A 19,822-nucleotide genomic window follows, 5' to 3' on the forward strand; every position below is an offset into this window, starting at 1 on the left:
CCCCATCAGCTGGTGGTGTCCTCGGCGAGCCGCGAGACCCGCTCGCGCGCGTCTGCCAGCGACGTCGCGGGGATCGTCTGGTCGAGCCGGGTCTGCACGTAGCCGGGCAGCTGGTCGGCCACCAGGGCGGTCCGCTCGACGACGTCGGAGAGCGCGAGCGGGCCGAGCGTCTGGGGGATGCCGCGGTAGATCGCCACGTCGCCGTCCGCCACCCCGACGTAGTACTGCGTCTGGGTCCACTGGTACGCGGCCGTGCCGACCCCGGCGATCGCGAGCACCAGGGCGGCGATCGCGACGAGCATCAGCACGCGGCGCCGACGGCGGTGCCGCCGCGTCTCGTCGTCCTCGTCGTCGTCCTCGTCGTCGGGATCGGGCGACGCGGTGGCGGTGGCCGTGCCCTTCGGGGGAGTGGTCGCGGCCTGGGTGAGCGTGGCGGCCCGCGCCGCCGGGCCGTCGGCGGCGGCGCTGGGGCGGTTGCGGGAGGTCGCGGCGGACCCGACGATCGTCGACGTCGTGGTGGGGGCGCCGCCGTCGGGCAGCCGGTCGAGGTCGACGACGTCGGCGATGATCACGGTGATGTTGTCCGGACCCCCGCCACGCAGCGCGAGCTGGATCAGCCGCTCGGCGCACGCGTCGACGTCCGGGACGCCGCGCAGCGTGTCGCCCAGGGTCTCCGCGCTCACGACGCCGGACAGGCCGTCGGAGCACAGCAGCCAGCGGTCGCCCGGGCGGGCTTCGCGGACCGACAGGTCGAGCACGATCTCCATGTCGAAGTCGCCGAGCACCCGCATCACGACCGAGCGCTGCGGGTGGTGCTCGGCCTCCTCCGCGGTGATCTTCCCGGTGTTGACCAGGTGCTGCACGAACGTGTGGTCGGTCGTGACCTGCGCCATCTCGCCGTCGCGCAGCAGGTAGGCGCGCGAGTCCCCGATGTGCGCCATCGCGAGCTTGCTGCCGGTGCGCAGCAGGGCCGTCACGGTCGTGCCGAGGCCGGCGAGCTGCGGGTCGCGCTCCGCCCGGGCCAGCAGCTCGTCCTGGGCGGCGTGCAGCGCGCGGTCGAGCTCCTCGAGGGCGTCGTCCGGGCCGTGCGCCTCGTCGTCGAGCGGGGCGAGCGTCGCGACGGCGACCGACGACGCGACGTCGCCGCCGGCGTGGCCGCCCATCCCGTCGGCGACGACGAGCAGGTGCGGGCCTGCGTAGGCGGAGTCCTGGTTGTTGGCGCGCACGAGCCCGACGTCGGAGCGTGCGGCATACCGCAGGGCGATGGTCACTGTGTCCTTACCGGCCCTTACCTCTGGAGCTCGACGACGCTCTGCCCGATGCGCACGTGCGCGCCGGGCGGAACGGGGGTGGGCTCTTCGACACGGGTCGTGCCGAGGAATGTTCCGTTGGTGGACCCGAGGTCCTCGACGAACCACTGCCCCCCGCTGGGAAAGATGCGCGCGTGCCGCGAGGACGAGTAGTCGTCGTCGAGCACGAGGGTGCACGACGGCGCTCGGCCGATGAGGATCGCCGAGCTGGTCAACGGGAGGCTCGTGCCGCGCAGGGGGCCCTCGGTGACGACGAGCCGCGTGGGCGCCTGGTCGCGGCCGCGCGGGGCGGCGGCGGCCGGAGCCGCGCCGTTCGGGGCAGGAGCCGGGGTGGGCGCGCGCCGGTTCGCGGCCTTCCCGCCGCGCGCGGTGATCTTCGTCCCGTACAGGTCCCGGCGCAGCACGCCGATCGCGGAGAGCACGAAGACCCACAGCAGGATGAGGTAGCCCAGGCGGAGCAGGGTGACGGCGAGCTCGCTCATGCGGCCCCGGCGCTCGTGGCGCGCGTCGGGCGAGTGGCGCAGCTCGCCCTCGACCTGCTCACTGGTCGTCCTCGTCCGTGTCCTGGCCGGTCCAGAACATGATCCGGGTCCGGCCGATCGTCATGGTGTTGCCGTCGAGCAGGGTCGCCGCGGGCACCTGGTGACCCTCGACGAACAGCCCGTTGGTCGAGCCCAGGTCCGATGCGACGACCCCCGCGGGCGTGACCCGGATCTCGAGGTGGCGGCGTGAAACCCCCGGGTCGTCGACGATGATGTCCGCCTCCGAACCGCGCCCGATCACCGTGACGGGCCCGGTGAGCAGGTAGCGCTGCCCGTCGATATCGACCAGCGGGTGCCGCGCGCTCGGGGTCGCTGCGGCGGCGGCCGGCGCGACGGCCCCGCGCACCGTCGCGCTGCGGACCCGGAAGCGGCCGGTCTCGAGGTCCTCGTGGAGCGCGAACGCGACGGTCACGGGGCCGACGAACGCGTACCGCTGTGTCGACGCGTGCTCGGTGACGTTGGCCGCGAGCTCGTCGGCGAGCGGCTCGGCGCCCCAGTCAATGATCTGCTGGTGATCGGTGGGGGAGAGTTCGATGGTGAAGTCGTTCGGCACGACCGTGCGCTCGCGGCCCACGACGGCGGCTCGGTCGTCGACCTCGCGGCGCAGCGCACTCGCCAGCTCGACCGGCTTGACCTCGCTGTGGAACGCCTTCGCAAAGGCAGTGTTGACCACGCGCTCCACGCCTTGTTCGAATCGATCGAGGATGCCCATGCCCACCTCCCAGTGCGTCGTCGTCGTACGCCGGGAGACCTCCCGGATTCGGGCAGGCGACGCGCAGGGCGCTCGCCGCTAGCCCTGATCGTAACGATCCCTGCGGCCCAGCGATGCCGCCACGCGCGTTCGAGCAGGCTCGATGTGGCCCGAGTCAACCACGCCGCCGACCGAGGACGGCCGGTTGACCAGGCGCGATGCGGGTAGGCCGGGTCCACCGTGCTAATGTGCTCCGGCGCGCGAGTGGCGGAATGGCAGACGCGCTGGCTTCAGGTGCCAGTGTCCGAAAGGGCGTGGGGGTTCAAGTCCCCCCTCGCGCACGTAGGTGAACAGTTCCCGCCCGAGCTGTTCGAACAACGAAGCTCCCGGTCAGGATGTCTCTGCCCGGGAGCTTCGTGCGTCGGGCGACGCCCGCCTGGTCCGGACGCGTCAGGCCCCGGCCGCGCGCTGTGCCGACGGGGCCGGGAGCTGCCAGCGGACGTCCTGCGGCGGTCCTGGGCGGGCGAGCAGGTAGCCGGTGGCTGTGTCGCAGTCAGTCGAGCGCAGGATCGCGAGCTGCTCGGGTGTCTCGACGCCCTCCGCGATGACGTGGGCGCCGATCGAGTGCGCGAGGTGCACGACGCTCGCGAGCATGCCGTCCCCGGCGGCCGTGCCGAGCCGCGCGGCGAACGACTGGTCGATCTTGATCACGTCCACCGGCATGCGCACGAGGCGGGCGAGCGAGCTGAAGCCGGTCCCGAAGTCGTCGACGGCGATCGCGACGCCGAGGTCGCTCACGGCGCGCAGCTCGCGCGTGAACTGGCCGGGCTCGGCGATCGTCGACTCGGTCACCTCGATCCCGAACCGGTCGGGGGCCACGCCGGCGCGGTCGAGGTGCGCGGCGAGCAGGTCCCGCAGGCCCGGCACCGCGAGCTGGCGCGGCGAGACGTTGACCCACACGCGCAGGTCCGGCCGGTGCGCCCACGCGGCGGCCTGCTCGGCGGCGCGCGCGATCGCCCACTCGCCGATGCGGCCGATCAGGCCGCAGTCCTCGGCGACGGGGATGAACCTGCCCGGCGGGATCCAGCCGCGGGTCGGGTGGTGCCACCGGGCGAGCGCCTCGACGTGCCGCGCGCGGCCGCTGGTCAGGTCGAACGAGGGCTGGTAGGCGAGCGAGAGCTTGTCGGCCGCCAGCGCGGCGCGCAGTCCCTGCTCGAGGCGGACACGGTCGATGGCCTGCGCGAGCAGGCGATCGTCGAACCAGGCCACCGCCTCCCGGCCGGCCTCCTTCGCGCTGTACAGCGCCGCGTCGGCCTCGCGCAGCAGCCGGCCGAGGTCCGGGGCGCCGGAGCTGCGCGCGATCCCGACGCTCGCCGTGACCCGCAGCGAGCTGGCACCGAGGCGAACGGGCTCCCGGCTGGCATCGACGATGCGTTCGGCGAGCGTGTTCGCCTCGGCGGTCGTCGCGCTCGCCAGGGCGACCACGAACTCGTCGCCGCCGAAGCGGGCCAGGATCGCGCCCGCGGGCGCCAGGGCGCGCAGGCGGTCCGCGAAGACCGCGAGCAGCTCGTCGCCGGTGGCATGGCCGAGCGTGTCGTTGACCAGCTTGAACCGATCGAGGTCGACGAACAGCACGGTCAGCGTGAGCCGCGCGTCGGCGGCGCGGGCGCGGTCGACGCGCTCGAGCAGCCCCGACCTGTTCAGCAGGCCCGTGAGGCCGTCGTGGGTCGCGCGGTCGGCGAGCGCGATCTGCGCGAGCTCGGCGGACGCGCGGGCGCTCCGCTCCGCGGCGAGCAGCCGCTCGCGTTCCTGCTCGACGGCGAAGCGGGCGGAGGTGTCGACGAAGTAGATCCCGATCCCGCCGCCGAGGAGCCCGAACGCGCGTACCTCGCAGTGCAGCGCCACCTCCTCGAAGTAGCCCTCGACGGAGTCGGCCTCGCCCGTGCGCATGACCGCGCGGAAGTGCTGGCCGAGCGTCGTGTCGCGGGTGCCAGGGAAGGCCTGCCAGAAGTCGGTGCCGAGGATCTCGCGCCGCACGACCCGCAGGAGCTGCTCGGCGCGGCGATTGACGTAGCTCAGGTTCCAGTCGGCGTCGACTGCGATGTAGGCGTCAGCAACCGACTCGAGCGTCTCGACGACGCTCGCCGCCGCCCGCAGCTCCGGCACGTCCCGCGCCAGGTCCAGGGCGTCCAGGACCTCGTGGAAGCTCACGTAGGAACTGAGCTCACCGCCCTCGTGGAACACGGCCGACGACAGCTCCACCTCCAGCGGCGAGCCGTCGCCGCGCAGCATCCGCACGCGCCCGCGGAAGTGCCCGTCGCGGCGGCGTGCCTCGATCCCCTCGGCCCAACGCGTATCGGTGACGTCGGCGACGCCGGCGCGCCCGAGCGCGCAGATCTCCGCCTCGGTCCGGGCCAGTGCCCGGCACGCGGCCCGGTTGGCGGCGAAGATCGATCCGTCCGGGCTCGTCAGCAGCATGCTGTCGACGTTGTCATCGAACAGCGCGACGTACACGCGCGGGTTCACCCCGCGAGGGTTGAGCTCGGCTGTCACGCCTACCTATCGGCCCTGGCGGCGGGCAGATGAGCGCCCGCCGCCGCCCAGTGCGCTCAGGCAGTGCACTCAGGCGACCCCGACCGGCCGCTGCGCGGCCGCGAGGGCCCGCTCCAGTTCGGCGGCGTCCAGGCGCGGGCCGTAGGCAGGCGTGCCGGGCTGGAAGCGCCAGCCCTGCTCGAGGGGCCCGGCGTCGACGACGTCGTACCCGAGCTGGTCGATCAGGCGCGCGACCTGGGATCGCGCGTCGGCGTCGTCGCCCGCGATCGCGAGGGCGCGGCGCCCAGCGGTGCCGGCCGCCGCCGGCTGGGAGCCGAGGTCGCCCGAGGTGATGTGGTTGAACGCCTTGACCACCGGCGTCGTGCCCAGGTGCTCCTGGAGCAGCTCCGCCGAGGTCGAGCGCTGGGAGTCGAGCGCCGCGACGGCGCCGTCGCGCTGCGGGTAGTAGTTGTTGGTGTCGATCACGACCGTGCCGGCGAGCGCCGCCGCCGGCACCTCGCGGTAGCTCTTGAAGGGGATCGTCACGACGACGACGTCGGCCGACTCGGCGGCCTCGGCCGGAGTACCGGCCCGCGCGCTGTCGCCGAGCTCGGCGACCAGGTCGACGAGGGTCTCCGGGCCGCGCGAGTTGCTCACGACGACCTCGTAGCCCGCCGCAACGGCGAGCCGGGCGAGCGTTCCGCCGATGTGTCCTGCTCCGATGAAACCGATCGTTGTCATGCCAGCGACAACCCCGGCCGACGCCCAGGTGTTCCGCCGGCGTGGATCAGCCGCGGAGATCAGGGCCGGGGCGCGTGCCGCTCGAGGAACGTGAAGACCTCGGTCTGGTCCACCCCGGGGAACGCCCCGGTGGGCAGGGCCGCGAGCAGGCTCGCGTGCGGCCGCGCGCTCGGCCAGGACTTGGAGGCCCAGCGCTGCGCGAGCTCGTCGGGCGCGCGCCGGCAGCAGTCGGGGTCCGGGCAGCGCGACGTCGCGCGCTCGGTCGTCTCGCGGCCGAGGAACCAGCGCACGTGCGCGAACGGGACGCCGACGCTCACCGAGAACTCGCCGTCGGCGGAGCCCTGCACGCGCGAGGTGCACCAGTAGGTGCCGGTCGGGGTGTCCGTGTACTGGTAGTACGGGCTGAACCGGTCGGGCACCCGGAACACGATGCGCGCGGTCCAGTGCCGGCAGACGGGCTGGCCCTCGATCGAGCCCAGGGGGTCGGTCGGGAAGCGCACTCCGTCGTTCTCGTACGCCTTGTGCAGGGTCCCGCTCTCGTGCGCCTTCATGAAGTGCACCGGGATGTCGAGGTGCCGGGTGGCGAGGTTGGTGAACCGGTGCGCGGCGGTCTCGTACGGCACGCCGTACGCGTCGCGCAGGTCCTCGACGGACAGCCGGCGCTCCGCCTTCGCGGCGCGGAGCAGGGCGACGGCCCCGTCCTCGGGCAGCATGAGCGCCGCGGCGAGGTAGTTGTTCTCGACGCGCTGGCGCAGGAAGTCGCCGTACCCCCGCGGCTCGGTGTGCCCGAGCACGTGGCTGGCGACGGCCTGGAGCAGCGCCGAGCGCGGGTCGTTCGCCTGCGTCAGGGCGTGCGGCAGGTAGATCCGGCCGTTCTCGAGGTCCGTGACCGAGCGGGTCGAGTGCGGCAGGTCGTGCACGTAGTGCAGCGAGAAGCCGAGGTGGGCGGCGATGTCGGCGGTGCTGCGCTGCGACAGGGGCCCGCCGGGGTGGTGGACGGCCGTCAGCAGGCGGCGGGCGTGCTCCTCGAGCTCGGGGAAGTAGTTGTCCTGCGCCCGCATGGTCGCGCGAAGCTCGGCGTTCGCGCGGCGCGCCTCCTCCGGGGTGGCGGCGTTCTCGGTCAGCAGCCGGCGGACCTCGGCCTGCAGCCCGAGGATCGCCTCGAGCGCGTCCGTCGGCAGCGACTTCGCCACCTTGACGGTGGGCAGCTTGAGCGCCGCGAACAGCGGGCCGCGCTGCGCGCGCTCGAGCTGGATCTCGAGCGCCGCCCGCCGGGTCGGGGCCTCGCCCGCGAGCAGCTCGGCGAGCGGCACGTCGAGCGCGACCGCGACCTGCTGCAGCAGCGACAGCTTCGGCTCGCGGTGGCCGTTCTCGAGCATCGAGACCTGCGAGGCGGCGCGGCCGATCGCGGCGCCCAGGTCGTCGAGCGTCAGCCCCGCCGCGGTGCGCAGGTGCCGGATCCGCCGCCCGAGCAGGAGCGTGTCGATCTCGCCGTCCGGCGCGGGGGCGGGGTGAGGGCGAGGCGTCAGGGTCGGGGCCATGCCTCACTGTGCCGCATCCGGCCCGTCGCTGGCATGTTTCTCCTGACAGAAGATCGCCAATTCTTCTGCTAACACTCGGGCCGAATTGTGGTTGACCTTCAGCCACAGTGGTGCTCACCAGGACGAACGAGAACCAACGGAGGATCATCGTGAGCACCGGAACCAGCCCCATCCGCCCCGGCGACGAGCAGCAGACCGCGGCCGAGCTGACCGAGCAGTGGGCCAGCGACCCGCGCTGGGCGGGCATCCGCCGCGACTACACGGCGGCCGACGTCGTCGCACTGCGCGGCTCGGTGCGCGAGGAGCACACCCTCGCGCGGCGCGGCGCCGAGAACCTCTGGCAGCTGCTGCACACGCAGGAGTGGGTCGCCGCGCTCGGCGCGCTCACGGGCAACCAGGCCGTGCAGCAGGTCCGGGCCGGCCTCAAGGCGATCTACCTGTCCGGCTGGCAGGTCGCCGCCGACGCCAACCTGTCCGGCCAGACCTACCCGGACCAGAGCCTGTACCCGGCCAACTCGGTGCCCGCCGTCGTGCGCCGGATCAACAACGCCCTGCTGCGCGCCGACCAGATCGAGGCGAGCGAGGCGCCCGCCGGGTCCGCGCCCGTGCGGGACTGGCTCGCGCCGATCGTGGCCGACGCCGAGGCCGGCTTCGGCGGGCCGCTGAACGCCTACGAGCTCATGGGCTCGATGATCGCGGCGGGTGCGGCGGGCGTGCACTGGGAGGACCAGCTCGCGGCGGAGAAGAAGTGCGGGCACCTGGGCGGCAAGGTGCTCGTGCCGACGTCGCAGCACGTGCGCACGCTCAACGCCGCCCGGCTCGCGGCCGACGTCGCCGGCGTGCCGACGCTCGTCATCGCGCGCACCGACGCCCTGGGCGCCGACCTGATCACGTCGGACGTCGACGAGCGCGACGGCGAGTTCCTCACCGGCGAGCGCACGGCCGAGGGGTACTTCCGGGTGCGGCCCGGGCTCGAGTCCGTCCTCGCGCGGGCCTCGGTGTACGCCGAGTACGCCGACCTGCTCTGGGTCGAGACGTCGGTGCCGGACCTCGAGGAGGCGCGCGTGTTCGCCGAGCGCATCCACGAGCAGTTCCCGGGCAAGCTGCTCGCGTACAACTGCTCGCCGTCGTTCAACTGGCGCTCGCACCTCGACGACGCGACCATCGCCGAGTTCCAGAAGCGCCTGGCGTCCTACGGGTACGCGTTCCAGTTCATCACCCTGGCCGGTTTCCACTCGCTCAACCACTCGATGTTCTCGCTCGCCCAGGGCTACGCGAGCCGCGGCATGAGCGCGTACGTCGAGCTCCAGGAGGCCGAGTTCGCCTCCGAGGCCGACGGCTACACCGCCACGCGCCACCAGCGCGAGGTCGGCACCGGCTACTTCGACAAGGTCGCGACGGCGCTCAACCCGGCCAGCGCGACCCTCGCCCTCGCCGGCTCGACGGAAGCCGCGCAGTTCGCTGGGAGGCACTGACATGTACACCACGACCCCCGGGATCGAGATCACCGGTCCCCGCGTCGCCGGCACGGACGAGATCCTCACGCCCGAGGCGCTCGCGTTCGTCACGGAGCTGCACACCTGGTTCCTCGGCCGCCGTCACGACCTGCTGCTCGCGCGGCAGGTGCGACGCGAGCGGTTCGCCAATGGGCTCGACCCCGACTTCCTCGCCGAGACGGCCGCGATCCGGGCCGACCCGAGCTGGCGCGTCGCGGGCGCGGGTCCGGGCCTGGCCGACCGCCGGACCGAGATCACCGGCCCGACCGACCGGAAGATGGCCGTGAACGCGCTGAACTCCGGCGCGCAGGTCTGGCTCGCCGACCTCGAGGATGCGACGTCGCCGACGTGGGAGAACATCGTCGGGGGGCAGCTCAACCTCGCGGACGCGATCCGCCGCCGGATCGACTTCACGGCGGACGGCAAGGAGTACCGGCTCGGGACGCAGACCCCGACGATCGTGATGCGCCCGCGGGGCTGGCACCTCGCCGAGAAGCACCTGCGGTTCACCGACCGCTCGGGCCAGCGCAGCCCGGCGTCGGCGAGCCTGGTCGACTTCGGGCTGTATGCCTTCCACAACGCGCAGCGGCTCATCGACACCGGGACCGGGCCGTACTTCTACCTGCCCAAGCTCGAGGGCCACCTCGAGGCGCGGCTGTGGAACGACGTGTTCGCGTTCACGCAGTCCTACCTCGGGATCGCGCAGGGCACGATCCGCGCGACGGTCCTGATCGAGACCATCACCGCGGCCTTCGAGATGGACGAGATCCTGTACGAGCTGCGCGAGCACTGCGCCGGCCTGAACGCGGGGCGGTGGGACTACATCTTCTCGATCATCAAGAACTTCCGGACGCGCGGCGAGGGCTTCGTGCTGCCGGACCGCGCGCGGCTGACGATGGCCGTTCCGTTCATGCGGTCGTACACCGAGCTGCTCGTGGCGACCTGCCACCGGCGCGGGGCCCACGCCATCGGCGGCATGTCGGCGTTCATCCCGAACCGGCGCGATCCGGAGGTCACCGAGCGCGCGTTCGAGCAGGTCCGGGCCGACAAGGAACGCGAGGCCGCGGCCGGCTTCGACGGCTCGTGGGTCGCGCACCCGGACCTGATCCCGGTCTGCCGCGCGGTGTTCGACGGCGTGCTGGGGGAGCGGCCGAACCAGGTCGACCGCCGGCGCGACGACGTGCGCGTCACCGCCGCGGAGCTGCTCGACTTCGCGTCGGCCGGCTCCGTGGTGACCGACGCCGGGCTGCGGGGCAACGTCCAGATCGCGCTGCGCTACATCGACTCCTGGCTGCGGGGGGTCGGCGCCGCGGCGATCGACAACCTCATGGAGGACGCCGCGACGGCCGAGATCTCGCGCTCGCAGGTCTGGCAGTGGATTCACCAGGGCACGGTCACCGCCGAGGGCACCCGCATCACGGTCGAGCGGGTCGAGGCGGTGCTCGCCGACGTGCTCGCGGGCCTGCCGCGGGCCCCGGGCGACCGGTTCGCCGACGCCGAGGCGGTGTTCCGGGAGGTCGCGCTCGCCGAGCGGTACCCGACGTTCCTCACCGTCTCGGCGTACACGAGGTTCCTGGTGCACCAGCGGTCCGAGCGCGCGACCCAGGCCGCGTAGGCGGATCGGGTTCGAGAAAAGCCTTGGCGCCGCCGCCTTCACGTCGTACCGTTCTCGCATCGAGGAAGGAGGTGGTCCCGAGGTGAATTTTCTTCGGACGCGAGAGGTGACTGTCCGCTAGTCGCCGCGCCTGCTGATGTAGACGCATCGGACGGACTGTCCCGTCGTTCGCCAGGCCGCGTGCGGCCAGCGAGTTCCAGGCAGTCACCGCAGCCCGTGGGAGCCGCGATCTCGTCCATCGCGGCAGGGTTCCTCACCGAACCCGGCCCACGGGCTGTTCCCTGCCCGCCGGCCGGCCGGCCGCACGGCCGCGGCCCGGGAAGTGAGCGAGTCCTGGGAAGTGACAGAGTGCAGTCATGGTCGAGTTGAAGAGTCGCGAAGAGATTGAGCTCATCCGGGAGGCCGGCAGGTTCATCGCCTCCGTGCTCACGTCGCTGCGGGGCAAGGCCGCCGTCGGTGTCAGCCTTCTGGACCTCGACGCCCACGCGCACGCGATGATCGACGCCGCCGGCGCGCGGTCGGTGTACCTCGGGTACCACCCGTCGTTCGGCGCGATGCCGTACCCCGGGGTCCTGTGCACATCGGTGAACGACGCCGCGCTGCACGGCCTGCCCTCGGCCCACGTGCTCGCCGACGGCGACCTCCTGAGCATCGACTTCGCGGCCGAGCTCGGCGGCTGGGTCGCGGACTCGGCGGTCTCGTTCCAGGTCGGCACCCCCGACCCCGAGTCGCAGCGGCTGATCGAGGTCACCGAGCGGGCGCTCGCGGCCGGGATCGCGGCGGCGCGACCGGGGGCGAAGATGGGCGACATCTCCGCCGCGATCGGCCGGGTCGGCCGCGACGCCGGCCTCGGGATCAACGCGGACTTCGGCGGGCACGGCGTCGGCCGAACGATGCACGAGGACCCGCACGTGCCCAACCTGGGCCGCGCGGGCCGCGGGATGGTGCTGCGGCCGGGGCTCGTCATCGCGATCGAGCCGTGGTTCATGGCCGGCGGCGACGGGTACGTGATCGACTCCGACGGCTGGACGATCCGGTCCGCCGACCATTCCCGGGCCGCGCACGCGGAGCACACCATCGCGGTCACCGCCGACGGGCCGGTCATCCTCACGCGCCCCTGAACCATCGACGACGGCTCACATCTGCCCCGACCCGTCCGATGGGAACCGCTGGGATCGCCTTCGCCGTCCCAGCAGAACCCGCAGACAGGGACGTCATGAGCAGCGCACAGGTAGCCGCGACCCATCCGATCGATCGACGCCGCAGCGTCGGGGGCTGGATCGGTGACCGGTCCGTCCGAGCGAAGATCCTGGCGGTCGTGGGGCTGCTCGCCGTCGTCGCGGTCGCCACCGCGACCGTGGCCACCGTGTCGCTCCGGTCGGTCGAGTCCGACACCCAGCACCTCGCCGAGATCCAGCGCGGCTCGACGTACCTGCGAGGCCAGATCCACATCAAGCAGGTCGTGGCGCGGCAGATCGTCGGCAACATCGCGGGGCTGTCCACCGACGAGGCGAAGGACGAGTGGATCGTCAAGCAGACCGACAACGACGCCGGGATGCGGGAGAAGCTCGACGAGTTCGCCGCGAGCGAGGGCGGCGCACTGCCGAGCTGGCCGATCTTCCTCGAGCACTACAACGACTGGCTCGCTGCGCGGGACGCGACGATCGTCCCGGCCGCGCTCGCCAACAGCGAGGAGCACGGGTTCGAGGTGGAACTCACCGACGTCAGCGCGCCCCTGATCACGGCCTTCGTCGCGGACATGGATAGCCTCGAGGCCGAGATCACGGCGCTGTCGGACGGCGTCGCCGACGAGGCCGAAGCGACGTCCCAGTCGGCCGTGCGCCTGCTGATCGGGTCGCTCGCCGCCGGGCTCGTCCTGTCGCTCGTGCTCGCTTTCGGGACCGCGAACGGGATCCGCAGCGGGCTGGACTCGGTCAAGCGGGCCCTAGAGGCCATGGCGCACGGAGACCTGAGCGTTCCCGCGGAGGTTCGTGGCCGGGACGAGGTCGGCCAGATCGCGGCCGCGCTCACCGTCGCCCAGGTTTCGCTGCGCGCCACTCTGACCGGGGTCGGCGAGACGGCACAGGCCGTCGCCGCGGCGGCGGAGGAGTTGTCCGCGGCGAACACGCAGGTGTCGGCAGGTTCGGAGGAGACCAGTGCCCAGGCCGGAGTCGTCGCCGCCGCCGCCGAGCAGGTCAGCCGGAACGTGCAGACCGTCGCGGCCGGCGCGGAGCAGATGGGCGCCTCGATCCGGGAGATCGCTCAGAACGCGAACCAGGCCGCCAAGGTCGCCGCCGAGGCGATCGGCGTCGTAGCGACAACGAACGACACCGTCGCGAAGCTTGGCGTCAGCAGCCAGGAGATCGGGAACGTGGTCAAGTCGATCACCTCGATCGCGGAGCAGACCAACCTGCTTGCGCTGAACGCGACGATCGAGGCCGCGCGGGCGGGGGAGGCGGGCAAGGGGTTCGCCGTCGTCGCCGGCGAGGTCAAGGAGCTCGCGCGCGAGACCGCCAAGGCCACCGAGGAGATCACCCGGCGGGTCGAGTCGATCCAGGTCGACACGACCGGGGCCGTCGCCGCGATCCGCGAGATCTCCGACGTCATCGCCGCGATCAACGACTACCAGCTGACGATCGCCTCGGCGGTCGAGGAGCAGACGGCGACCACGAACGAGATGTCCAGGTCCGTCACCGAGGCGGCGACCGGTTCGGGGGAGATCGCGGGCAACATCAGTGGCGTCGCGACCGGTGCGGCGGCGTCGAGCCAGGTGCTGGTTCAGATGGGCGCGTCGGTCGACGAGCTGGCCCGGATGTCGGCCGACCTGCACCTGCGGCTCGCGGCCTTCACCTACTGAGCGTCGCGACCGGCTGAAGCCCGCGCGCCTGGCGGAGAACCGTCAGGCGCGCAGGTGCTCCAACGCCTGCGGGTTGGCCTCGAGCCACTGCGGAAAGCTCTGCGCGTCGCGGGCGGTCAGCCGCGGCACGGTCGGCGAGACCACTTCCAGGTCGCCGGCGCCGATCGCCGTGTAGGACGTGACCCACCCCTCGACCTCGTACGCGGGCGCGCCGTAGTGGGCGCGGGACGCGTACGCCTGGTCGACCGTCTCGGGCTCGTAGCGGATCTCCCGGCCCGTGGCCCGCGTGAGGTGCGCCGCGGCGTCGGCCATCGAGATCGGCTCCGGGCCGGTCACGTCGTACGCCCGGCCGTCGTGGACGTCCGCGCGCTCGTCGAGCAGCACGGCGGTCGCGACGTCGGCGACGTCGTCGTGCGCGACGCTCGCGACGCGACCCGTGCCCGCGGGGCCGCGGATGACGCCGTCGGCGCCGACGAGGTGCCCGAACATCGCGTGATAGAAGCTGTCGCGCAACAGCGTGAAGCGCACGCCGGTGCCCCGCAGGTGCTGCTCGGTGGCCCAGTGCTGGCGCCCGAGGGTGAACGTCGAGGTCGGCGACGCGCCCAGGAACGACGTGTAGACGATCCGAGTCACGCCGGCGTCGACGGCCGCGTCGATCGCCGCGACGTGCTGCTCGACCCGGTCGGCGGCCTCCCGGCCGGACACCAGGAAGAGGGTGTCGGCGCCGTCCAGCGCGGCGCGCATGCCGACGGCGTCGCTGTAGCCGCCGGCGACCGCGATCTCGGTTCCCGGCAGCGACGGTGCGCGGCTGGGATCGCGGACGATGAGGCGCTGGCGCGCGCCCTCGGCCGCGAGGCGCAGTGCGAGGCGGCCGCCGAGCAGGCCGGTGGAGCCGGTCACGGCGATGAGAGACGGTGTCATACCGAAAACGTAGCCCGGGTCGGGCGAACCGGCTGCAAAGTCGGTCAGAATGGTCCGATGGGCGCCCCGTACCGCGTGATGACCGTCTGCACCGGCAACATCTGCCGTTCGCCGATCGCCGAGGTCGTGCTCCGCGCCCGGTTCGATACGGCGGGCCTCGGCGACGTCGTGGTCGACTCGACCGGGATCAGCTCCGAGGAGCACGGCAACCCGATCGACCCGCGCGCGGCCACCGCGCTCGCCGCGCACGGCTACGCGGTGCCGACCCGCGTCGCGCGGCAGGTGACCAGGTCCGACGTCGCCACGGCCGACCTCGTGCTCGCGATGACGTCGGAGCACGCCGCGGCGCTGCGGTCCCTCGCACGCGCCGACCCCGGAGCCGCGGGCCGGGTGCTGATGTACCGCTCGTTCGACCCCGACGCGCCCCGGGTCGCCCCGGGCGGGCCCGAGCACCTGCTCGACATCGACGACCCGTGGTACGGGGACGCCGCCGACTTCGAGGACTGCGTCGGGCAGGTCGAAGCGGCCGCCGACGGGATCGTCGAGCACGTCCGGACGGCGCTGGCCGAGCGGTAGTCGGGCGTCAGAGCCAGTCGTTGCGGCGGAAGAGCCAGTGCAGCCCGACGCAGATCGAGGCGATGAGGCCGAGCACAGCGAAGTAGCCGTACCGCCACTGCAGCTCGGGCATGTTGTCGAAGTTCATGCCATAGATGCCCGCGATCGCCGTCGGCACGAGCGCGATCGCGGCCCAGGCCGAGATCTTGCGCATGTCCTCGTTCTGCCGGACCGACTGGCGGCTCTGCTCGACCGTGATCTGCGCGAGCTCGGCCTGCAGCACGTTGGTCAGCAGGTTGTCGTAGCCCTCGATCGCGTCCGACGCCTTCAGCACGTGGTCGTGCACGTCCCGGAAGTACTGCTGCGCCGACGCGCCGACCCACTCCACCTCGCCCGCGACCAGGCGCTGCAGCGGCATCGTCAGAGGCGCGACGGCGCGGCGAAACTCCAGCACCTCGCGCTTGAGCTTGTAGATGCGCTCGGCGTGCTCGCCGGACTCGCCGCCGAACACCTGCTCCTCGATCTCGTCGATGTCGACGCCGATCGCCTCGACCACCTCGAGGTAGCTGTCGACGGCGTGGTCGAGCGCCCGGTAGAGCACCCCCGCGGGTCCGTGGGCGAGCAGCTTCGAGTTGGTCAGGTACTCCTTGCGCACGACCGCCGGCACGTCCGAGACGCCGTGCCGGACCGTGATCACGAAGTGCTCGCCCAGGAAGATCGCGAGCTCGCTGATCTCGACGACCTCCTCGTGGTCGACGTACCGCACGGGCTTCACGACGGCGAACGTCACGTCCCCGTACCGCTCGAGCTTCGGGCGCTGGTGGGCCTGGATGGCGTCATCGACCGCCAGCGGCGGCAGGGCGAACGACTGCGCCAGGTCCGCGAACTCCGCCGCCGACGGCTCGAACAGCCCGATCCAGACGAAGCCGCCCGAGCTCTGGGCCTCGGCCAGCGCCTGCGCGACGCTGGTGACGCCGAGTCGCCCGCGCCCCTCGATGTATAGCGCGCAGTCGACAATCATGCGCCGAGGCTACCGCCGGGTCCGAGGTTCGCCCGACGGCCACGACGGACGAGGATGGGGTGATGAAGGTCTCGCGCCGCGCCCACGTCCCGCCCTTTGCCGTGATGGAGATCCTGGCGGCCGCGAACGCGCGCCGGGCCGCGGGGGAGTCGGTGCTCAACCTCTGCGCCGGCGAGCCGTCGACCGGGGCCTCCGACGTCGTCCGCGACCTCGCCGCGCAGCTGTTGGCCTCGGGCGACCTCGGCTATACCGAGTCCCTCGGCGCGCCCGCACTGCGGCGTGCGATCGCCGGCCACTACCGCCGGTGGTACGACGTCGAGATCGACCCGCGGCGGGTCGCCGTCACGACCGGGTCCTCCGGCGGCTTCCTGCTGGCGTTCCTCGCGGCGTTCGACGCCGGCGACCGGGTCGCGCTCGCGCGGCCGGGGTATCCCGCGTACAAGAACATCCTCACCGCGCTGGGCTGCGAGGTCGTCGAGCTCGACTGCGGGCCGGCGACCCGGTACCAGCCGACCGTCGCGCAGCTCGAGGCCATCGACGGGCCGATCGACGGGCTGATGATCGCGAGCCCGGCCAACCCGACCGGGACGATGATCCGGGCGGGCGAGCTCGCCGCGCTCGTTGCCTGGTGCGCCGACCACGGCGTCCGCCTGATCAGCGACGAGATCTACCACGGCATCACCTACGGGTCGCAGGCGTCGGTCGGCGACGACGGCGCGGGCGCGGCGAGCGCGGCGCGGTACCTAGACTCCGGCGTCGTCGTCGTGAGCTCGTTCTCGAAGTACTGGGCGATGACGGGGTGGCGGCTCGGGTGGCTGCTGCTGCCCGCGGACCTCGTGGCCCCGGTCGACGCGCTCGCGGGCAACGTCGCCCTGTGCCCGCCGGCGCTCGCGCAGCACGCCGGCGTCGCGGCCTTCAGCGCCGCCGGGTACGCGGCCGCCGAGGCGAACGTCGAGCGCTACGCCGCGTGCCGCGAGCTGCTGCTGGCGCGGCTGCCCGAGCTCGGGTGGACGCGGACCGCGCCGGCCGACGGCGCGTTCTACCTGTACGCCGACATCTCCGCGTCGGGCCTGGACTCCGTCACGTGGTGCGCGCGCCTGCTCGACGAGGCGGGGGTCGCGCTCACGCCCGGGACCGACTTCGACGGCGTCGACGGCGCGTCCTGGGTGCGGCTCTCGTTCGCGTCCTCGGTCGAGGTGGTGCGCGAGGCGGTCGACCGCATCGTCCGCTGGCAGCAGACGCTCTGAGCCCGGCGCGTCGCGCCGGCGCCTGGCACCGATGGGGGCGGTTGCGCGTTGGAGGGGGGACAGGCTGGGCACCGCGCCCGGCCCTGAGCACAAGGGGTCGTCAGCATGAAGTGTCCCGTGGACGCCGAGGTCGACCTGGTGATGTCCGAGCGGCAGGGCGTCGAGATCGACTACTGCCCGACGTGCCGCGGCGTGTGGCTCGACCGCGGCGAGCTCGACAAGATCCTCGATCGGGCCGCGACCGTCGGCGCCCCCGCGGTGGCCGCTCCCGTGGTCGAGGTACCCGCCCCGCGCACGAGCGCCGCGCCCCTGCCGTACGGCGACGATCCCCGCCGCGATCCCGCCTACGGCGACTCTCGGCCGGACCGGCGGTACGACCAGCCGCGCGACGACGACCGACGCCCGGATCCGCGGTACGACCCCCGGTACCGCGATGACCGCGACCGCGACCGCGACGACCGCGGGCGCCCTGGCTACAAGAAGAAGCGCAAGGAGTCCTGGCTCGGCGACATCCTCGACTTCGGCTGATCAGTACACGAAGGCCGCGAGGCGCTCGCGCAGGTCGGCCGACATTCGGGCGAGCTCGTCGACGGATCCGCCCATCTGCGCGAGCACCTCGCTCGAGCTGGCCGCACCCGAGGCGACCCCGGCGATGTTGCCGGCGATCTCGCCCGACCCCGTCGCCGCCTCGGTGACCGACCGCGACATCTCGTTCGTCGTGGCGGTCTGCTCCTCGACGGCGCTCGCGATCGTCAGCTGGTAGTCGTTGATGGCCGCAATGATCTCGCTGATCTCGCCCATCATCACGACGGCCCCGCTGGTGTCGACCTGGATCGCCTCGACGCGGCGGGTGATCTCCTCGGTCGCCTGCGCCGTCTCGCGGGCGAGCTCCTTGACCTCCCCGGCGACGACGGCGAACCCCTTGCCCGCCTCGCCGGCGCGCGCCGCCTCGATCGTCGCGTTCAGCGCGAGCAGGTTGGTCTGCTCGGCGATCGACTTGATCGTCTTGACGACGTGACCGATCTCCTGGCTGCTCGTGCCGAGCTGCGTGACGGTGCTGTTCGTGGCGGCGACGACGCCGGTGGCCTTGGTCGCGACCTTCGCGGCGTCGTTGGCGTTCTGGGCGATCTCCCGGATCGAGGCCCCCATCTGCTCCGCGCCGGCGGCGACCGTCTGCACGTCGCGCGACACCTGCTGCGCCGCCGCGGCGACCACACCCGCCTGCGCGCTGGTCTCCTCGGAGCCCGCCGCCACCTGCGTGTTCGCGGCCGACAGCTGCTCAGCGGCCGCGGCCACGGTCTGCGCGGTCTCACCCACCCCGGTCAGGGTCGCGCGCAGCGACGCCTGCGCCAGCGCGAGCGACCGGGCCATCTCGCCGATCTCGTCCCGGCTCGTCACGCTCGCGCGCACCGTCAGGTCCCCGCCCGCCATCGCGTCGAGCGCGGAGCGGACCCGCTCCACGCCGCGCCGGATGGCCTGCGCCGTCAGGAAGCCCAGCGTGACCGCGACGACGAGCCCGGTCGAGAGCGCGATCAGAAGCACCTGCGTGGCCTCCGTCGACTTTGCCGCCGCGTTGTTCGAGATCTCTTCGGCCATCTCGATCAGGGCCGCATCGAGCTCGTCGAGGTTCGCCGCGTACGCGGTGGTGAGGGGCACGCTGACGTCGTTGAGCAGGTCTTCGTAGTCGCCCGTAGCCGGATTGGTCAGCGCCGCCGGCACGATCTGCGCGTCGCGGGCAGTGATCCACGCCGCGTAGTTTGTTCGAAACTCTGCCCAGGACGGCAGCTCAGCGCCCTCCGTCGCGGCGAACTCGTCGAACTTCTCCTGCAGTCCGGCGTCGTTGTCGGTCTGCTTCTGCAGCCAAGCCTCCTGCGCTTCGGGTGTGTGCACCGCCGCGAGGTTGCCCACGATCATCCGGGCAGACATCTGCTTGATGTGGATCTGGCTCCGCAGGAACGCGGGGCCGCTCTGGATCGAGGCCAGGTGCGCGGTATCGGCGGCGACGGCCCGCATCGCGGAGATCGCGAGTGCCCCGGTGCCGGCCGCAACCACGGCGAGCAGGCCGACCACGGCCAGGATCTTGGTGCGGACCGATCGGTCGCCGACGAGCGCGAACGCGCCCCGACGAGGCAGCGGGGACGATGCAGCGGACTCAGAGCTCATTGCGGATTTCCTACTTCACGTCGATCGGAACGGTTGAGGGATATCGCTCCACCCATCGACCGGGCTGCGCACGAAACCACCGGTCGCCGACGTGGTCCGGGTCACAGGCGCGGGAGCGGGCGGCGGACGACGCGCAGTCCGAGGCCTCCACCTGCGCGGTCGCGAACGGGGTACGGATCGGGCCGGAGAGCCCGTACGCTGGCTCCTGTTCCACAACCACATACGAATACGTGCTGCTCGAGCTGCGGCGGGAGAGTCCTCCCGCGCGTCGTCGGACGATCGCTCGCCGATCCCGACGGCATCGGCGAGGCGCCGAAGGAGCAACCCTCCCCGGGAATCTCTCAGGCCCCCGTACCGCCGTGGCAAGGCAACTCTGGAAAGCGGCCCCGCACCCAGCGCGGCCCACCGACGGTGCAAGCCGGCGCGCCCCGAGCCTCGACACGAGGCACTGGCGGACCGGCAAAACTCTCAGGTCGATGGCTGTGCGCCGTCCGATGACAGAGCGGGGAGGCCACCCGTCGCTTTCCGGCGCCCGCCGGACGTACATCGGAGCCGCACCGTGACCGACCTCGCCGCAGCCCGTACCCCGG

16 protein-coding genes, 1 tRNA gene and 1 riboswitch are annotated in these 19,822 nt (G+C 72.6%); of the genes, 8 read left to right on the plus strand and 9 right to left on the minus strand.

Annotation, left to right across the window (positions count from 1 at the left end; genetic code table 11):
- Positions 1 to 5 precede the first annotated feature (5 nt).
- Genes J4E96_RS00135 through J4E96_RS00145 form a run of 3 tightly spaced genes read right to left on the minus strand, consistent with a single transcriptional unit; the run spans position 6 to position 2,564 of the window.
- The gene (locus J4E96_RS00135; RefSeq protein WP_227423813.1) at positions 6 to 1,271 is read right to left on the minus strand and encodes a Stp1/IreP family PP2C-type Ser/Thr phosphatase; all 1,266 of its coding nucleotides are present in this window, start codon (positions 1,269 to 1,271) and stop codon (positions 6 to 8) included.
- Positions 1,272 to 1,288: 17 nt separating this feature from the next.
- On the minus strand, positions 1,289 to 1,792 hold the full coding sequence (locus J4E96_RS00140) for an FHA domain-containing protein FhaB/FipA (protein ID WP_227423814.1): 504 nt from the start codon (positions 1,790 to 1,792) through the stop codon (positions 1,289 to 1,291).
- Between the two features lie 58 nt (positions 1,793 to 1,850).
- Positions 1,851 to 2,564: an FhaA domain-containing protein gene (locus tag J4E96_RS00145; protein ID WP_227423815.1), complete on the minus strand. Its 714-nt coding sequence runs from the start codon at positions 2,562 to 2,564 to the stop codon at positions 1,851 to 1,853.
- A gap of 237 nt (positions 2,565 to 2,801) precedes the next feature.
- Between J4E96_RS00145 and J4E96_RS00150 the strand changes: the two genes are divergently transcribed.
- A tRNA-Leu gene (locus J4E96_RS00150) sits at positions 2,802 to 2,884 on the plus strand.
- Between the two features lie 109 nt (positions 2,885 to 2,993).
- Here J4E96_RS00150 and J4E96_RS00155 read toward each other — a convergent pair.
- The 3 genes from J4E96_RS00155 to J4E96_RS00165 form a co-directional block, all read right to left on the minus strand.
- The gene (locus J4E96_RS00155; RefSeq protein ID WP_227423816.1) at positions 2,994 to 5,069 is read right to left on the minus strand and encodes a putative bifunctional diguanylate cyclase/phosphodiesterase; all 2,076 of its coding nucleotides are present in this window, start codon (positions 5,067 to 5,069) and stop codon (positions 2,994 to 2,996) included.
- Positions 5,070 to 5,165: 96 nt separating this feature from the next.
- A complete protein-coding gene (locus J4E96_RS00160; RefSeq protein WP_227423817.1) occupies positions 5,166 to 5,816 on the minus strand; it encodes an NADPH-dependent F420 reductase in 651 nt (216 codons plus the stop codon).
- A 59-nt stretch (positions 5,817 to 5,875) separates the two neighbouring features.
- Complete coding sequence (locus J4E96_RS00165; RefSeq protein ID WP_227423818.1) at positions 5,876 to 7,357, minus strand: XRE family transcriptional regulator; 1,482 nt, start codon at positions 7,355 to 7,357, stop codon at positions 5,876 to 5,878.
- 149 nt (positions 7,358 to 7,506) lie between these two features.
- On the opposite strand from J4E96_RS00165, the gene aceA reads away from it, so the two are divergent.
- From aceA to J4E96_RS00185, 4 genes are all read left to right on the plus strand, one after another.
- Positions 7,507 to 8,832, plus strand: coding sequence for an isocitrate lyase (gene aceA / locus J4E96_RS00170; RefSeq protein ID WP_227423819.1), 1,326 nt, complete (start codon positions 7,507 to 7,509; stop codon positions 8,830 to 8,832).
- 1 nt (position 8,833) lies between these two features.
- Positions 8,834 to 10,468, plus strand: coding sequence for a malate synthase A (gene aceB, locus J4E96_RS00175; RefSeq protein ID WP_227423820.1), 1,635 nt, complete (start codon positions 8,834 to 8,836; stop codon positions 10,466 to 10,468).
- Positions 10,469 to 10,824: 356 nt separating this feature from the next.
- Positions 10,825 to 11,589, plus strand: a complete 765-nt coding sequence (gene map, locus J4E96_RS00180) for a type I methionyl aminopeptidase (protein ID WP_227423821.1) — start codon at positions 10,825 to 10,827, stop codon at positions 11,587 to 11,589.
- 95 nt (positions 11,590 to 11,684) lie between these two features.
- Positions 11,685 to 13,325 (plus strand): methyl-accepting chemotaxis protein, encoded by a 1,641-nt coding sequence (locus J4E96_RS00185; protein WP_227423822.1) that lies wholly within the window; start codon positions 11,685 to 11,687, stop codon positions 13,323 to 13,325.
- 42 nt (positions 13,326 to 13,367) lie between these two features.
- Here the strand turns inward: J4E96_RS00185 and J4E96_RS00190 are convergent, their stop codons facing one another.
- Entirely contained in the window at positions 13,368 to 14,246 is an 879-nt protein-coding gene (locus tag J4E96_RS00190) for an NmrA family NAD(P)-binding protein (protein WP_227423823.1), read from the minus strand.
- 57 nt (positions 14,247 to 14,303) lie between these two features.
- Here J4E96_RS00190 and J4E96_RS00195 point away from each other — a divergent pair, with 57 nt between their 5' ends.
- Positions 14,304 to 14,822, plus strand: a complete 519-nt coding sequence (locus tag J4E96_RS00195) for a low molecular weight protein-tyrosine-phosphatase (RefSeq protein WP_227423824.1) — start codon at positions 14,304 to 14,306, stop codon at positions 14,820 to 14,822.
- Positions 14,823 to 14,829: 7 nt separating this feature from the next.
- Here J4E96_RS00195 and corA read toward each other — a convergent pair whose 3' ends face one another.
- Positions 14,830 to 15,822 (minus strand): magnesium/cobalt transporter CorA, encoded by a 993-nt coding sequence (corA, locus tag J4E96_RS00200; RefSeq protein ID WP_227423825.1) that lies wholly within the window; start codon positions 15,820 to 15,822, stop codon positions 14,830 to 14,832.
- Positions 15,823 to 15,884: 62 nt separating this feature from the next.
- Between corA and J4E96_RS00205 the strand changes: the two genes are divergently transcribed.
- Both J4E96_RS00205 and J4E96_RS00210 read left to right on the plus strand, forming a co-directional pair.
- On the plus strand, positions 15,885 to 17,069 hold the full coding sequence (locus tag J4E96_RS00205) for a pyridoxal phosphate-dependent aminotransferase (protein WP_227423826.1): 1,185 nt from the start codon (positions 15,885 to 15,887) through the stop codon (positions 17,067 to 17,069).
- Between the two features lie 105 nt (positions 17,070 to 17,174).
- A complete protein-coding gene (locus J4E96_RS00210) occupies positions 17,175 to 17,597 on the plus strand; it encodes a TFIIB-type zinc ribbon-containing protein (protein WP_227423827.1) in 423 nt (140 codons plus the stop codon).
- On the opposite strand, the gene J4E96_RS00215 is transcribed toward J4E96_RS00210, so the two are convergent.
- Positions 17,598 to 19,232 carry a methyl-accepting chemotaxis protein gene (locus J4E96_RS00215; RefSeq protein ID WP_227423828.1) on the minus strand — a complete coding sequence of 545 codons (1,635 nt, stop codon included), beginning with the start codon at positions 19,230 to 19,232 and terminating at the stop codon, positions 17,598 to 17,600.
- A gap of 238 nt (positions 19,233 to 19,470) precedes the next feature.
- Positions 19,471 to 19,599, plus strand: a riboswitch (glycine riboswitch).
- The last annotated feature ends 223 nt before the right edge of the window (positions 19,600 to 19,822 follow it).

It is taken from the genome of Pengzhenrongella sicca (assembly GCF_017569225.1).
GTDB lineage: Bacteria > Actinomycetota > Actinomycetes > Actinomycetales > Cellulomonadaceae > Pengzhenrongella > Pengzhenrongella sicca.